This is a genomic window from Bacillus sp. FCW2 (assembly GCF_021228595.1).
Taxonomy (GTDB): domain Bacteria; phylum Bacillota; class Bacilli; order Bacillales; family Bacillaceae; genus Bacillus; species Bacillus velezensis.
In genome coordinates this window covers 835,227-850,511 of record NZ_CP089436.1, presented here as the reverse complement: position 1 = coordinate 850,511, position 15,285 = coordinate 835,227, and the positions used below count along the sequence as shown (strand labels likewise).

The window sequence follows — 15,285 nt, the reverse complement described above, 5'->3', positions numbered from 1 at the left end:
TTAGAAGTCTGCTTTAGGTTCAGTCCATGTTTTTGATTAGCTCTTCACCAAACTCTGAACATTTCACTTCAGTTGCACCGTCCATTAATCTAGCAAAATCGTACGTTACTACTTTTGAAGCAATCGTTTTTTCCATAGATTTAATGATCAAGTCAGCAGCCTCATTCCAGTTCAGGTGTTCAAGAAGAAGCACTCCTGAAAGGATGACGGATGACGGGTTGACTTTGTCAAGGCCGGCATATTTAGGAGCCGTTCCGTGAGTCGCTTCGAAAATCGCATGCCCTGTTTCATAGTTGATGTTCGCTCCCGGCGCGATTCCGATTCCGCCTACCTGAGCGGCAAGCGCATCAGAGATATAGTCTCCGTTTAAGTTCATAGTCGCCACGACGTCGAATTCGCTCGGACGGGTCAAGATCTGCTGAAGGAAAATATCAGCGATGCTGTCTTTGACGATGATTTTTCCTGCCGCTTCCGCGTCGCTCTGCGCTTTATCAGCCGCTTCTTTTCCGTCTTTTTCGACAATGCGGTCATATTCAGCCCAAGTGAATACTTTATCTCCGTATTCTCTTTCGGCAAGCTCGTAGCCCCAGTTTTTAAATGCCCCTTCAGTGAACTTCATGATGTTTCCTTTGTGGACAAGCGTGACAGACTTACGGCCGTTTTCGATCGCATACTCAATGGCAGCTCTGACTAAGCGGCTTGTGCCTTCTTCAGAAACAGGTTTGATGCCGATTCCTGACGTTTCAGGGAAACGGATTTTGTTAACACCCATTTCATTTTGCAGGAAGCTGATCAGCTTTTCAACCTCTTCAGAACCTTTCGCATACTCAATTCCGGCGTAAATATCTTCCGTATTCTCGCGGAAAATGACCATATCCGTATCTTCAGGACGTTTGACCGGAGAAGGCACTCCCGTGAAATATCTGACAGGGCGCAGGCACGTAAACAAATCAAGCTCCTGTCTCAGCGCCACGTTCAGAGAACGGATACCGCCGCCGACCGGTGTCGTCAGAGGACCTTTGATGGCGATGAAGTACTCTCTGATGTCTTCCAGCGTTTTGGCAGGAAGCCACTCACCTGTTTTATTATAAGCCTTTTCACCGGCATAAACTTCTTTCCACGTGATTTTTTTCTCGCCTTTATATGCTTTTTCAACAGCGGCTTCCAATACTTTAGAAGCGGCGTTCCAAATATCAGGGCCTGTGCCGTCGCCTTCAATAAACGGGATAATCGGATTATTTGGTACGTTTAATACTCCATTAGAGACTGTAATTTTTTCACCTTGTGACACAATATTACCTCCCAGTATGTAATTCATATTTAGAAAACATTTTATTTTTCTTGTATAGAAAATAAAATGACTTTTCTCAAGATTCTATCAAAATTGTAAACCAATCCGGGCTTGATTAACAAGAGGCTAACGACATGAAAATCACCAGCCTCCCGTTTGATCAGGCTCTTTCATCAATCGGAACAAAAGTCTGCTTATCCGGACCCGTGTAATCAGCGCGCGGGCGGATGAGGCGGTTGTTATCGTACTGTTCAAGAATATGGGCGATCCATCCTGACATTCTGCTGACCGCAAAGATCGGCGTGAACAGATCGTGATCAATGCCGAGACTGTGGTATACAGATGCGGAATAGAAATCAACGTTAGGCGGGAGTTTTTTCTCCGACGTTACGATTTCTTCGACACGGATTGACATCTCGTACCATTTGCTTTCACCCGTCAGATTCGTCAGGCGTTTGCTCATTTCTTTTAAGTGTTTGGCGCGCGGGTCTCCATGCTTATACACACGGTGTCCGAACCCCATTACTTTTTCCTTTTTCTCCATTTTGCTACGGATATAAGGCTCGGCGTTTTCCACTTCGCCGATTTCTGTCAGCATTTTCATGACGGCTTCATTGGCTCCGCCGTGAAGCGGTCCTTTTAAAGCGCCGATGGCGGCAGTGATGCCTGAGTAAATATCAGATAAGGTGGCGACACATACTCTCGCCGTAAATGTTGATGCATTCAGCTCATGATCCGCATGAAGAATGAGCGCTTTGTTAAACGCTTCCACTTCGATCGGAGAAGGCTCTTCACCGTTTAAGGTGTAAAGGAAGTTCTCCGCGATTCCATACTCTTCCTTCGGTTCAACAGGATCAAGTCCTTTGCGGATTCTTGAGAAAGCGGCGACAATGCCCGGCACTTTCGCCTGCAGACGGATGGCTTTTCTGTAGTTCGCTTCCGGATTCATGACATCGGCTTCACTGTCAGTCAGACCGAGTAATGAAATCGCCGTCCGGAGCGCAGCCATTGGATGTACGTTATTGAGGGGATAGGATTTGAAGTGCTCAATGATTTCTTGTGGAACGGCAGCTTCTTTCGCAAGCTGTTTTTTCAGTTCAGCAAGTTCCGTTTTATTCGGCAGGCGCAGATGCCACAGCAAATAAATGATTTCTTCAAAACTTGCATTCTCTGTCAAGTCGTCAATATCGTACCCTACATATGTAAGGGTATCGTCGATAATAGAGCTTACAGATGATGTTGTTGCTACAACCCCTTCAAGACCGCGTGTTGCTGTCATATTCAACCTCTCCTTTTCAATCAAAATTCCCCTTTAAAGAGTATATAAAACATACGGCTTACTTAAAATGAGTCATGCAAACAATCCCTTTCCCCTTTAAGAAAATGCTTACATTTCAATGATTGCGATTACATAACCAGTATGCTTATAGAGGAACATAACAAATTCTTATAAGCTTATTTAAGTTTAAGCCTATTCTTATTATAAACAATAATCTGATTAATTTGTAGACTTTTAACTAAAAATGTTTTAAAAGCCTTATATATCAAGGCTTTTCGTTGATAAATTTAATCGCTTGCTTTCAGGCGCTTTGTAAAACCATGTATTCTCATGTTTTCATTTGGGGGAGTTTTGGAGGAGACTTTAAAAGGACAGGCGCGACAACTTCACCGCAAGTTTAACCCCCTTCTTTACCGGAGAAGGGGGTTAATTTGTTTACTCGACTGAATCAATGTTCGGATCAGCTTCAGAAATCCATGTCTTGGTTTTAGTTGGCTCAAATTTTCTTATATATATCTTTGTTGTTACTTCGTATTTCGCTTTTGTGTATATAACGATCCTTTTGTATTTTTATGCGGACTTCAAACGAATATCACCCTTGTAACATAACCTGTTACCATGCTTGTAATGCAGCAGCCGCAGCCCCGCCTAAAAAGAGAAAAATCGAAAATGCATGACAAAAAAAGATGCAGCCCTAAAAAGGCCACATCTTTTAAATCATGTTTGCAGTCGCGCAGCTAGTTGTATTACCTCATTATCAGTTTTGGCTGCATTATGATGAAGATGAGTCGTGTTTCCTACAAAAGCAATTACACCGAACGTAATAGCGAAAGCAGAGACAGAGAAACAAATTGCTTTTTTAATATTCATACAAACAATCCCCCCGCTGTATTTGAAGTTGAGACTCCACCATCTTATCATAAAAAATTGTAGCCATTTCAAAGTCCTTCATTCCTTTGAAAAAGTTTGCTGTTAAAAGTGTCAACTCTTCGACATACGAATACATATGAATATTTTCAAGCTTACTTAAAATTTCTACAAGGCTGTCTTTGTTAATCGGTTCAGCAAATAAAACATATAAAAACTCTGTTAATAAGCAAAACAAATTGTCGTCATATTTTACTGCTGTTTTTAAACCTTCTTTTAAAGCTTGGCCTGCCGCGGCTGTTTTCTTTTGCTTAAATAATACTATGGAAAGTGAATAATATGAATGGGGCAGAGTTCTCAATTTCATTTCTTCACCAATCACAATTGCTTGTCTCAAATACGCTTCGGCCTTTTCTTCTTGTCCCATGTAGTGATAACTTTCACCCAAATTATAAAGAGCAGAGGAAATCAACCTTTTATGACCAAATTCTTGCGAAAGCTTCAAGGCTTCCTCAAGATGCTGTAATCCTTTTTCGTAATGTTTAAAATCAAGATAATTACCCACAATTACAAATAAACTTTGAATTTTTCGGACGGTATAAAGCGGGTTTCGATCATAAATTTCTAACGCTTTTAGAATATGATGCATGGATACGTGCGTTTGTTTCATATTATAATAAGCCTCTGCCAACTTAAAATGAAACTCAGCTTGTTCTATTTCATCAGAGACATGATGAATTTCCATCTCTGCTTTACGATAAAAATTAATTGCTTCTACATACTGCTTCTGATCAAATTCGTACATTCCGCGAAAAAAATGTGAGTAATATTTTAAGAGGCCGGTAAGTGTTTTTTGTGGTTTCTCAATCTTCTCAAGTAGTTCTGTGGTGGTTGGCCTATCAGTCCTATACTTTATTTCTGGGTTTAAATAATCTAGCATAAGTTGATGACGAAAAGTCATGAGAGAGTAATAAATAAGTAAATATTCGTCTTCTTCCATTTCTTTTATTTCGTGTTCCACTTCGGCTTTTAAAATTTCCGCGTCTGGCACACTAAATTGACGAATCATCTTGTACCACTCGTTAATTTTAACGCCTACATGTGAAGACGGTAATACCTGGTCCATGCATTCATTCCCCTCCTCCTCTTTTGATTTATTTTCCACTAATTTCTTATTTTCTGTAAACGAAAAAATACCGCAATTTTCCTAATTAACCGAAAATAACAAAAAATGATAGCGATTTTGGAAATAGAACATCCATGATAATAAAGCACTTGTATACACCCCTTGCGGGTGCTGAACTTACGATTTTCGTCAATTGTATTTATGCTATAAAGAGAAACTAGAAGTCTATTTTTTGCCTTAAAAAGGAGTACAGAAATTATCTTCTGTACTCCTTTAAAATCTAAATAAGAAATCAATCTTGAGATAAATAAATCCAATTTATATCGTCAAATTCTTTGATAACATAATCTGATCCTATACTACGTAAAATTCTATTAAAGAAAATGATGTCATCTTCATCATCGTAATTATATAAATCCTTTTGAACATATTCTTTAATAATAAAATTCGTTAAATTTGTATGATTAACAAATTCAGAAAAGTAAGATCTTATAAAAATTGAATTATCTTCATTTAATTTTTCATCATTAACAATTGAAATCTTAAAAACATTTAAAATCGCATTAATATCTTCTTCGTCCATATAACATAATGGTTCTAATTTTTTGTCTTCTTCTGTAAATGGCTTTCGAGTATCTTCAATTATTACGTAAGATAAAATGTTACCATCTTTCAGCACACGAAAAACTTCTAAATCACGTAATTTTAAAGCTCTATTAAGTGATAGCATTCTTTCCCCCTAATCAAATATTAAAACCCAAATACTAACCTTAGATTCTTTAGTAATCTACCTCCTGTTACACCTATTTAAAGCTGCTATTGTTATCACATATGCAGGGTTCAATAATATATCAATCCAACTATATTTAGAAATTTTTTTCGTTCTTTATCTAATTTTCCCTATTTCTTTAACGCTGATTTTCATCTTTGTCTTTGGCCCATGAATGCCGCCAGCAGTCACGCCGTACATGGACTGGAATCGTTTGACTGCATTTGCTGTTTTCGGGCCGTAAATATCCTCATCAAACCGTTCATCAATTGAAACTGACTCATTTACTGATGTAAGTGAATTTAAATAAATTGCAGAAAAACCCTCCTCATCTCGAGAAGGGCTCTGACTTATACTTCTTTTTCTCTAAATCAGTCCGAAGAAACTAACTGATGCCGCTCAACTTTTCAATCGAAGGGCTTCATCGGGTTCTCCGACTATTTGCCCCTATGCTTTTCTTTTGCTTTTTGTTTTCTGATTAAATATTTTTGTTCCTTTATTTTTTCTCTTTGTTTTCTATTCAGTTGTTTTTTCTTTTCTTTTCTTGCTTCAAGCTCCTGTTTTATCGCTTTTTGTGCCTTAGTTGATATCCCGATGTTTTTCATCTCTTTAGAAGCTTGTCGTTGCAATCTTTTTGGGTTTAATTTCTTAGATTTTGCTTTAACACAAACCCCTTCTTGTTCAGTGTGGGAGAGAGTCGGTAAAAGTTGATTATTAACAAAATGCATTATTTCTGAATCCTTTGGCTCTTGTCCAAACAAATGACGAATTGCTCTTAATTTCCCATCATTCACAACTTCAATGACTCCTACCCAAAACTGACCATCGTAGTAAACCGTTAATTTCATAACGATTCCCTCCTCCTAAATTTACTGAAGAATGATGGACATCCCGAGGAGGGGAAGGTTACTGACATTTTAAATCATGCATCCGGACTACCAACCGAATTGTGTTTTTTCATTCTCATTATAAATTTAACAAACTTTCAAATTGAAGGAAAGGGTCTTCACTTATTTTGAACAACACTTCAAGCTTAGCTTTGGTATCAGCGCATAAATTCCATCAGCTTTTAATCCATTCATCAATTGGAATTACTGCAATCGCTGTTTTCGCTCCATGTGCGCCGTCAATCCCGAAGTTCTTTGTTACATGGTAAGCCACTCCATTCATCGGAATAATGCAAATGGCATTTGTCTGAACTACAAAGTGCGCAAGTGCAAACTCTAATTTTCTCCACAAAAAAAAGCAGCTTTACGCCGCTTTTTTACTTTACGAAGTGAATATTTTAACGATTTGCATGGCCAAGTAGGCGATTCCGGCGCCGATTAACGGGCCGACGGCGACGCCTCCGAAAAGCGCGACGGCAAGTATCGTGCCGATGACCAGCGCCGTTGTAATATGAGGGTCGTTTTCCAATAAGGTGAGACCGTTTTTGGCGATTAAGGCAACCGCGATCCCGGCACCGAGAGCGATCCACGCATAATATGATTTCATCGCTTCTGCGAGCTGTTTAAAACCGATATCACCTGTGGCAATCGGCACTAAAACGGCGATTGTAATGACGGTGACCCCCCAGTTGATGCCTTTTGACTGAATAACCGGAAATAGTTTCTGATCAAGACCGACAGCTTTTATCACAATGAGAAAGCCGACGGCAAAAAGCAATGACTGATTTTTGGCTACCAATGCGATGGCCAGCAATAATAGTAAAAATAAATTCGCCTGTGTAAACATCCTGAAAGCACCCTCTTTCATCATATCTGTATTCATATCCTTTTTTTTGACGAATAAACTAATGTAATAGGACGTGCCGACCGAGAGGAGGATCGATGTGAATCCGCACTATGCAACTGTTTTTTTCCGCGCGCTGTTTGTACTCGCTGCGGCCGGCGGCGCTTTAGCGGCCGGTTACGCCTCATTTCCGTTAACTTATCCGTTTCTGATCGCCCTTATTCTGTCATCAGCGATCATTCCCGTAGTTGACTGGCTGGACAAACTGACGGGGATGCCCCGGTCAGTCAATACAGTCATTGTCCTGGTCTTCTTTTTGCTTATTCTTCTTGGCGCGGCGACATTTCTCGTTGCGGAAATCATTTCGGGAACCGCCTATCTGGCCAAAACGCTCCCTCCCCATATCAGCGCCTTTATGACGTATTGCGAAGAGCTGTTCACTTCCCGCATTCAGCCATTGTACCACGAGCTGACCGTCTTATTTAACGGACTGGAAACCAATCAGCAGGCATCCATCGTGACGCATATTCAGACCCTCGGTGATACAGCCGCTAAAAATGCGGGGCTGATGCTTTCACATCTTTTGGAGCTGGTGCCGAAATGGATTGCCTTCCTTCCCAATACAGCTGCCGTCTTCATTTTCGCAATGCTGGCGACTTTTTTTATGACAAAGGACTGGCATAAGCTGAAGGCGCTGCTTTATTCTATTCTTCCGGAACGGGTTTCAGCAAACGCCAAGGCCGTATCGGGAGAGCTGAAAAAAGCGATGGCAGGTTTCATTAAGGCGCAGGCCGTGCTCATCCTTTTCACGATGATCATTGTCTTTATCGGACTTTTTCTTTTAGGGATTGAGCATGCGGCAACCATCGCCTTTTTTATCGGCCTGGTGGACCTTCTCCCGTATCTCGGCGCCGGGTCGGTCTTTGTTCCCTGGATTATGTATTTGGCCATTGCCGGTCAGCTTCCTCAAGCGATCGGTCTCGGTATTTTATATATTGTGGTTCTCATTCAGCGCCAGCTGACGGAGCCGAAAATTTTAAGCAAGTCAATCGGACTTGATCCGCTTGCGACCTTAATCGCCCTGTTTGCCGGCTTTAAACTGTTCGGAATTTTAGGACTGGCTGCGGGGCCCGCGCTGCTCGTTTTCATTCAAGCCTTTATCACAACGGGCGCTTTAAAAGAAATATGGGCCTATATTACTGTTCAGTCCAAATAAAAACAGCAGCCCTGTAAGAAGGCTGCCGTTTTTATTTGATAATGATCCGCTTATTTTTTGACATTCCTCTCAGCCATTTGAACAAAAGCGGCTTCATGCGGTTCCGAGTGAACGGAATCAGAAGACAGGCCCCTGCAATATCGGACAGAAAACCCGGAAGCATCAAAAGCAGGCCTCCGAAAAAGACGCATATTCCGTCAAGAAGCGCTTCCCCCGGCATTTTGCCGTGCTGCAGGTCGCGCATCACCCGATGATACACATCGGTTCCCTGTCTTTTTGCCACCAAGGCGCCTAACACGCCTGTCAAAATGATGAGAAGGAAGGTCGGAAAAATACCGAGCCATTTTCCCGCCAGCAAAAACAAGCCGATTTCAATTGCCGGACACACGATAAACAGTAAGAATAACACTCTCATTTTTCTGCCCTCCCGCCCTTCTAAAAGCGCGTCACCGCCCGCATGGGAATAGGAAAATCAGCCTAAAGACAAAAGAGAAGGGAGAACCCCCCCTCTCTTTTTTAAAGCTGTTTAAAGAACGCTTGCGCGGCCTTCATACACAGCGCCGCGGGCAGCGTCAACTGTGATAACCTGTCCTTCTGTTAAAACTGAAGTTGCGTTCTCCAGACCGACGATAACCGGAATGCCCAAGCTTAAACCGACAACGGCTGCATGGCTTGTCAGACCGCCTTCTTCAGTGATGAGCGCTGATGCTTTTTCAAGTGAAGCGATCATGTCGCGGTCAGTGCTTGAAGCAACCAATACTGCGCCGTCTGTCATTTTTTGTTCAGCTTCTTTCGCATTTTTTGCAACAACGACCGGACCGAATGCAGATTTGCGTCCGATGCCTTGCCCTTTCGCGATAACGCTGCCGACAGTGTGGACTTTCATCAGATTCGTCGTGCCTGATTCACCGACAGAACCTGCTGTAATGACAATCAGATCACCGCGTTTCACGATGCCGCTGTCAAGTGATTTTTGAACCGCATCTTCAAGCATTTCATCGGTTGAATTCGCGTTTTGGCCGCTTGCCGGGAATACACCGAATACAAGGCCGAGTTTGCGTGATACAGACTCATTAACCGTAACGGCTACAATCGGAGCCTGCGGACGGTATTTCGCGATCATACGCGCCGTATGGCCGCTTTCTGTAGGGGTAACGATAGCTGCCGCACTCAGATTGATCGCCGTGTGCGCAACTGATTGGCCGATCGCATCGGTAATCGTCATGCCGACCTGATCTCTGCGTTTAGACAGAATTTCTTTGTAGTTCAGAGATTCTTCCGTGCGTGTGGCGATGTTAAACATTGTTTGAACCGCCTCGACAGGATATTGTCCCGCAGCCGTCTCACCGGAAAGCATGATAGCGTCTGTGCCGTCGAAAATGGCGTTGGCAACGTCACTTGCTTCAGCGCGTGTCGGACGAGGGTTGCGCTGCATGCTGTCAAGCATTTGAGTCGCAGTAATAACCGGTTTGCCGAGCGCGTTGCATTTTTTGATCATTTCTTTTTGCACGAGCGGCACTTCTTCGGCCGGAATCTCTACGCCGAGGTCTCCGCGCGCTACCATTAAGCCGTCAGATACTTCCAGGATCGCATCCAGGTTGTCCACGCCTTCCTGGTTCTCGATCTTAGGAATGATTTGAATGTCAGAGGCGTTATGCTCCTCAAGCAGTTCGCGGATTTCCAGGACATCCGTAGAACGGCGTACAAATGACGCAGCGATGAAATCAACGCCTTGCTCGATACCGAATACGATGTCTTTGGCGTCTTTTTCAGTAATTCCGGGAAGGTTGACGCTGACGCCGGGAACGTTTACGCCTTTTTTATTTTTCAGCGTGCCGCTGTTTAAGATTTTTGTTTTGATTTCGTGTTTTTCCGGATTTGATTCCAGCACTTCCAATCCGATTAAACCGTCATCCAACAGGATGATAGACCCTGCTGACACGTCGTCTGCCAGGCCTTCATAAGAAACTGAGAATTTTTCAAGCGTTCCCAGCACCTGTTTCGTAGAAACGATAATTTCATTTCCCGCCTGAAGCTCAAGCGCGCCGTTTTCCATATCGTGCGTGCGGATTTCCGGACCTTTCGTATCGAGGAGAATCCCCACGTTTTTGCCGAGCTTTTTGCTTGCTTCTCTGATGTTTTTGATTCTTGCGCCGTGCTCTTCGAAATCACCGTGTGAAAAATTCAGACGAGCAACGTTCATACCCGCTTCCATCAATTTTGTCAGCATTTCTACACTTTCACTGGCCGGACCGATTGTACAAACGATTTTTGTTTTTTTCAACTCGTTCACTTCCTTCTGAAATCTTCAGCTTCTTCCGCCTTAAATAGACAGTTCTTTTGAAAGCTGATACATGTTTGGTTCAACAGTATGTTTTGATTCTAAAATTTCTATAATATCATGGTCTACAAGCTTGTTGTTTTGTATACCTACGCAGCGTCCGCCTTTTCCTTTAAGCAGAAGCTCAACCGCGTAAGCGCCGAGGCGGCTTGCAAGAACCCGGTCAGAAGCGCTTGGAGATCCGCCGCGCTGGATGTGCCCTAAAACGGATACCCGTGTTTCAAGGTTCGTTTCTTCTTCGATGCGTTTTCCGAATTCAACCCCGCTGCCTACCCCTTCTGCAACGATGATGATACTGTGTTTTTTGCCGCGGTCGTGCCCTCTCTTCAAACGGCCGATAATTTCCTGCATATCGTAGTCCGCTTCAGGAATTAAAATTGATTCCGCTCCGCCTGCAAGACCTGCCCATAAAGCAATGTCGCCCGCATGGCGCCCCATCACTTCAATAACGTATGTACGCTCATGAGACGTAGCGGTGTCACGGATTTTATCAATCGCATCAATTACGGTGTTTAGCGCCGTATCAAATCCGATCGTAAAATCAGTTCCCGGGATGTCATTATCTATCGTACCCGGTACACCTACACACGGAAACCCGTGTTCCGTTAATTTTTTCGCACCCATGTATGAACCGTCTCCGCCGATGACGACAAGACCTTCAATGCCGAGTTTCTTTAAATTTTCGATTCCTTTTTCACGGCCTTCAACTGTTTTGAATTCAGGACATCTGGCCGTGTACAGCTTTGTTCCGCCGCGGTGGATGATGTCACCGACCGAACCAAGCTCCAGTTTCTCTATTTTTCCGCTGATTAATCCTGAATAACCGTTATAAATTCCGTACACTTCGACGTCGTGGTAGATAGCTTTCCGCACAACCGCGCGCACCGCAGCGTTCATACCCGGGGAATCCCCGCCGCTCGTTAAAACTCCTATACGCTTCATTTCCTATTCACCTCAGCAACATATATATGTTAAACATATCATGATCATTGCCCTAAAACAATGAAAAGGGACGCCTGAGCTCCCATGAAACCTTACCTATTATACAATTAAATAAATTGTTTTTAAATAAAATTTAAGGAATATCACAAAAATCACAAAAAATAAACGTGAGCCATAGGCTTCACGTCTATTCAGTTTACCCCGATATATTGATCTTCAACCGAAACTTTCCCGATTGCTTTATATTTTTCATAGCGCTGTGAGATCAATTCTTCGGCGTTCATTTGAAGAAGAGATTTTAACGTTTCTTTAAGAATACCGTCAATGTAGCCCGCCTGCTGCTTGATATCATGGTGAGCTCCGCCCTTCACTTCTTTAATCATATCATCAATAATTCCTAATTCTAATAAATCGGGCGCAGTAATCTTCATGGTTTCGGCCGCTTTTTTCGCAAGGCTGGAGTCTTTCCACAAAATGGACGCGGCTCCTTCAGGAGAAATAACGGAATACGTCGAGTTCTCAAGCATCAGCATGCGGTTGCCCACACCTAATGCAAGCGCGCCTCCGCTGCCGCCTTCCCCGATGACGATACAAACGACAGGCACTGTCAGGCCGGCCATCTCGAACAGGTTCTTGGCGATGGCTTCACTTTGTCCCCGTTCCTCCGCCGCTTTACCCGGGTACGCTCCCTTCGTGTCGATGAAGCAGATAATCGGGCGGTTGAACTTATCCGCCTGCTTCATGAGACGAAGCGCTTTGCGGTAGCCCTCAGGGTGAGGCATCCCGAAATTGCGGACGAGGTTTTCTTTCGTGTCTTTTCCGCGCTGATGTCCGATGACGGTGACCGGCATGCCGTGATATTTGGCGACTCCGCCGACAATCGCAGCATCATCTCCGTATGTTCTGTCTCCGTGGCACTCAAAAAAGTCGGTAAACAGATATTGAATGTAATCAAGCGTCGTCGGCCGGTCGGGAAGGCGTGCGATCTGCACTCTGTCCCACGGCTTCAGGTTTTTATAAATCTCATCCTGGAGCTTGCTGAGCCGGTCTTCAAGCCTTGCGATTTCAGCGCTTAAATCCATCTCCGAATCTTGGGTGAATTTTTTCAGTTCGGCGATTTTCGTCTGCAGTTCAATCACTGGTTTTTCAAATTCTAATCTTGCAGCCACTCATGCTCACCTCCTGTTTGGTGCATGTCCAGCAGAAATGCGAGTTTGTCTTTCATGTCGTTTCGGTGAATCACCGCATCAAGCTGGCCGTGCTTTAATAAAAATTCCGCCGTCTGGAAATCTTCCGGCAGTTTTTCCCCGATCGTCTGTTCAATAATACGTCTTCCGGCAAATCCGATCAAGGCGCCCGGTTCAGCGAAATTATAATCACCGAGAGACGCGAAACTGGCCGATACGCCGCCTGTCGTCGGATGGGTCATGACAGAAATAATCAGTCCCTGCTCCTCACTGAACAGTTTTAATGCAGAGCTTGTCTTGGCCATTTGCATAAGGCTTAAGACCCCCTCCTGCATACGTGCGCCGCCGGAAGCGGTAAAGATGATAAACGGGACTTTTTCCTCTTTTGCTTTTTCAATTGCAAGCGTGATTTTTTCGCCGACAACCGAACCCATGCTGCCCATTCGGAATGTTGAATCCATGATCGCGATCACGGCCGGGAATCCGCCGATGGTTCCTTTTCCGGTAACCACCGCTTCATTCAGCGATGTTTTCTCACGGTCTTTTTCGATTTTTTCTAAGTATCCCGGGAAACCGAGCGGGTTTTCAGATATCATTCCCTGGTTGAATTCTTCGAATGAATCTTCATCCAGGAGGCTTTCAATGCGCTGCTTTGCATTCATCGGGAAATGGTGCCCGCAGTTCATGCAGACGCGCAGGTTTTTATCTAACTCTTTTGTGAGCATGATTTTTTTACATTTGGGGCACTTTGTCATAATGCCTTCCGGAACATCATGTTTTGCCTGCTCAGACGGCACGGAAGCATATTTTTTCTTTTTTGTGAATATATCCTTTAACAAATGATTACCTCCCTTTTGTGAAGGGTTCTCTTCACTGCATGTCTTCCGATTAGATAGACTTAATAATAACTTTACCGAAACTATTGTACTTTTTTTGTCAAACGGTGTCATCCTCCATTCGACATTTTTTGCTGCAAAACAGACGGAAACGGACGGATTTCATACCGTAAAAAGCGTTGTTCAGCCTTATCTGTCAGCGTTTTCAAAAGAAATAAGGATTCTGCTGAAATTTTTTTAAGACCTGCCCTTAAAAAAATGCCAGCAGTCCGTATATTGAACAGCAGCGCGTTGTTTTTTTCCAACGCGCTGCCATTTCATTTTTGTGTTATTATTCGCCGATGACTGTGAGCTGTCTTGTTTTTTCAGCCACTTCCTCAGGATCGACCGTAATTCTGGCGACGCCCGTTTCCATCGCTGCTTTCGCAACAGCTTTCGCCACGGCAGGAGCCACACGTTTGTCAAATGGAGCCGGGATGACATAATCAGCGCTTAATTCTTCCTCTGAAACGAGGGAAGCAATCGCTTCAACCGCAGCAATTTTCATTTCTTCGTTGATGTGAGTCGCGCGAACGTCAAGCGCCCCGCGGAAAATTCCAGGGAATGCCAGAACGTTGTTGACCTGGTTCGGGAAATCAGAACGGCCTGTTCCGATTACGCTTGCGCCGGCTGCGCGCGCGTCTTCAGGCATGATTTCCGGATTCGGGTTGGCCATTGCGAAGATAATCGGATCTTTCGCCATGCTTTCCACCATTTCTTTCGTCAGCGCGCCTTCGACTGATACGCCGATAAAGACGTCTGCATCTTTAATGACATCCTGCAGCGAACCGTCGTTGCGGTCTTGGTTTGTAAACTTCGCCACTTCGTTTTTCACTGCGTTCATGCCGGCCGGACGCCCTTCGTAAATCGCCCCTTTAGAGTCGCACATTACGATGTCGCGTACGCCGAAATGGTAAAGAAGCTTGATGATCGCGATGCCTGCCGCACCCGCTCCGTTTGCCACAACTTTAATGGATGACATGGATTTTCCTGATAATTTCAGCGCGTTTACAAGTCCGGCAACGGTTACGATGGCAGTGCCGTGCTGATCATCGTGGAAAACCGGAATGTTTGTTTCTTTTTTCAGGCGCTCTTCGATAATGAAGCAGTTCGGCGCCGCAATATCTTCAAGGTTGACACCGCCGAATGTCGGTGCAAGCAGCTTCACAGTGTCAATGATTTTGTCCACATCGTTTGTGTCAAGCGCGATCGGGAATGCATCCACGCCCGCGAAACTTTTGAACAGCACCGCTTTCCCTTCCATGACCGGAAGAGAAGCTTCAGGCCCGATATTACCGAGACCGAGAACGGCTGATCCGTCTGTTACGACTGCTACCATGTTCCCCTTCATTGTATAATCATATACTTTATTTTTATCGTCATAAATCTCTTTACAAGGCTCAGCTACTCCGGGAGAGTAGGCAAGGCTTAAGTCGTCCGCGTTTCTGACTTCTACCTTTGCTTTTGATTCCAGCTTTCCTTGATTTACTTTGTGTAAATGTAACGCTTCTTCTCTTAATGACATTCTAAACACTCCTTTTAAGTACTTTGTTACATATTCTGCCGCATAGACTGGTACAATCGCTGGAGGTGAAAAATTTCAGAATCTTTAAATAAGATAGCACAATTGTTTCAATTGTATAACAAAACGATTATTGTTA

Annotated in this window: 15 protein-coding genes; 1 reads left to right on the top strand and 14 read right to left on the bottom strand. The window is 43.9% G+C overall.

Going from position 1 to position 15,285, the window contains the following annotated elements; translation table 11 throughout:
* Window positions 1–19: 19 nt before the first annotated feature.
* The 8 genes from icd to K3G25_RS04265 form a co-directional block, all read right to left on the bottom strand.
* The gene (gene icd, locus K3G25_RS04300) at window positions 20–1,291 is read right to left on the bottom strand and encodes an NADP-dependent isocitrate dehydrogenase (RefSeq protein ID WP_014418616.1); all 1,272 of its coding nucleotides are present in this window, start codon (window positions 1,289–1,291) and stop codon (window positions 20–22) included.
* A 160-nt stretch (window positions 1,292–1,451) separates the two neighbouring features.
* Window positions 1,452–2,570 (bottom strand): citrate synthase, encoded by a 1,119-nt coding sequence (citZ, locus tag K3G25_RS04295; protein WP_003152453.1) that lies wholly within the window; start codon window positions 2,568–2,570, stop codon window positions 1,452–1,454.
* Window positions 2,571–3,287: 717 nt separating this feature from the next.
* Complete coding sequence (locus K3G25_RS04290; RefSeq protein WP_017418344.1) at window positions 3,288–3,440, bottom strand: hypothetical protein; 153 nt, start codon at window positions 3,438–3,440, stop codon at window positions 3,288–3,290.
* Complete coding sequence (locus K3G25_RS04285; protein ID WP_014418617.1) at window positions 3,430–4,563, bottom strand: Rap family tetratricopeptide repeat protein; 1,134 nt, start codon at window positions 4,561–4,563, stop codon at window positions 3,430–3,432. Before K3G25_RS04285 ends, K3G25_RS04290 begins: the two co-directional genes overlap by 11 nt.
* A gap of 292 nt (window positions 4,564–4,855) precedes the next feature.
* Window positions 4,856–5,293: a hypothetical protein gene (locus K3G25_RS04280; RefSeq protein ID WP_014418618.1), complete on the bottom strand. Its 438-nt coding sequence runs from the start codon at window positions 5,291–5,293 to the stop codon at window positions 4,856–4,858.
* A 156-nt stretch (window positions 5,294–5,449) separates the two neighbouring features.
* Window positions 5,450–5,686 carry a peptidoglycan-binding domain-containing protein gene (locus K3G25_RS20715; RefSeq protein ID WP_079890928.1) on the bottom strand — a complete coding sequence of 79 codons (237 nt, stop codon included), beginning with the start codon at window positions 5,684–5,686 and terminating at the stop codon, window positions 5,450–5,452.
* Between the two features lie 83 nt (window positions 5,687–5,769).
* A complete protein-coding gene (locus K3G25_RS04270) occupies window positions 5,770–6,180 on the bottom strand; it encodes a YjdF family protein (RefSeq protein WP_017418345.1) in 411 nt (136 codons plus the stop codon).
* Between the two features lie 421 nt (window positions 6,181–6,601).
* A complete protein-coding gene (locus tag K3G25_RS04265) occupies window positions 6,602–7,066 on the bottom strand; it encodes a DUF441 domain-containing protein (protein ID WP_025649717.1) in 465 nt (154 codons plus the stop codon).
* Between the two features lie 97 nt (window positions 7,067–7,163).
* On the opposite strand from K3G25_RS04265, the gene ytvI reads away from it, so the two are divergent.
* Window positions 7,164–8,279 (top strand): sporulation integral membrane protein YtvI, encoded by a 1,116-nt coding sequence (gene ytvI, locus K3G25_RS04260; protein ID WP_021494434.1) that lies wholly within the window; start codon window positions 7,164–7,166, stop codon window positions 8,277–8,279.
* A 31-nt stretch (window positions 8,280–8,310) separates the two neighbouring features.
* On the opposite strand, the gene K3G25_RS04255 is transcribed toward ytvI, so the two are convergent.
* The 6 genes from K3G25_RS04255 to K3G25_RS04230 all read right to left on the bottom strand — a co-directional run bounded on the left by K3G25_RS04255 (window position 8,311) and on the right by K3G25_RS04230 (window position 15,149).
* Window positions 8,311–8,694, bottom strand: a complete 384-nt coding sequence (locus K3G25_RS04255) for an FxsA family protein (RefSeq protein WP_012118168.1) — start codon at window positions 8,692–8,694, stop codon at window positions 8,311–8,313.
* Between the two features lie 111 nt (window positions 8,695–8,805).
* A complete protein-coding gene (pyk, locus tag K3G25_RS04250; RefSeq protein WP_007408069.1) occupies window positions 8,806–10,563 on the bottom strand; it encodes a pyruvate kinase in 1,758 nt (585 codons plus the stop codon).
* 39 nt (window positions 10,564–10,602) lie between these two features.
* Window positions 10,603–11,562, bottom strand: a complete 960-nt coding sequence (pfkA, locus tag K3G25_RS04245; protein WP_007408068.1) for a 6-phosphofructokinase — start codon at window positions 11,560–11,562, stop codon at window positions 10,603–10,605.
* Window positions 11,563–11,753: 191 nt separating this feature from the next.
* Window positions 11,754–12,731 carry an acetyl-CoA carboxylase carboxyl transferase subunit alpha gene (gene accA, locus K3G25_RS04240; protein ID WP_014418621.1) on the bottom strand — a complete coding sequence of 326 codons (978 nt, stop codon included), beginning with the start codon at window positions 12,729–12,731 and terminating at the stop codon, window positions 11,754–11,756.
* Window positions 12,716–13,588, bottom strand: a complete 873-nt coding sequence (accD, locus tag K3G25_RS04235) for an acetyl-CoA carboxylase, carboxyltransferase subunit beta (protein ID WP_017418350.1) — start codon at window positions 13,586–13,588, stop codon at window positions 12,716–12,718. The genes accA and accD overlap by 16 nt, the downstream gene beginning before the upstream one ends.
* A 328-nt stretch (window positions 13,589–13,916) precedes the next feature.
* A complete protein-coding gene (locus K3G25_RS04230; RefSeq protein ID WP_007613079.1) occupies window positions 13,917–15,149 on the bottom strand; it encodes an NADP-dependent malic enzyme in 1,233 nt (410 codons plus the stop codon).
* Window positions 15,150–15,285: the final 136 nt, after the last annotated feature.

Bases quoted from the DNA above. Each gene is read 5' to 3' on its own strand.
- citZ (WP_003152453.1), bottom strand. From the start codon at position 2,570: ATGACAGCAACACGCGGTCTTGAAGGGGTTGTAGCAACAACATCATCT.
- K3G25_RS04290 (WP_017418344.1), bottom strand. From the start codon at position 3,440: ATGAATATTAAAAAAGCAATTTGTTTCTCTGTCTCTGCTTTCGCTATT.
- K3G25_RS04285 (WP_014418617.1), bottom strand. From the start codon at position 4,563: ATGGACCAGGTATTACCGTCTTCACATGTAGGCGTTAAAATTAACGAG.
- K3G25_RS04280 (WP_014418618.1), bottom strand. From the start codon at position 5,293: ATGCTATCACTTAATAGAGCTTTAAAATTACGTGATTTAGAAGTTTTT.
- K3G25_RS04270 (WP_017418345.1), bottom strand. From the start codon at position 6,180: ATGAAATTAACGGTTTACTACGATGGTCAGTTTTGGGTAGGAGTCATT.
- K3G25_RS04265 (WP_025649717.1), bottom strand. From the start codon at position 7,066: ATGTTTACACAGGCGAATTTATTTTTACTATTATTGCTGGCCATCGCA.
- K3G25_RS04255 (WP_012118168.1), bottom strand. From the start codon at position 8,694: ATGAGAGTGTTATTCTTACTGTTTATCGTGTGTCCGGCAATTGAAATC.
- pfkA (WP_007408068.1), bottom strand. From the start codon at position 11,562: ATGAAGCGTATAGGAGTTTTAACGAGCGGCGGGGATTCCCCGGGTATG.
- K3G25_RS04230 (WP_007613079.1), bottom strand. From the start codon at position 15,149: ATGTCATTAAGAGAAGAAGCGTTACATTTACACAAAGTAAATCAAGGA.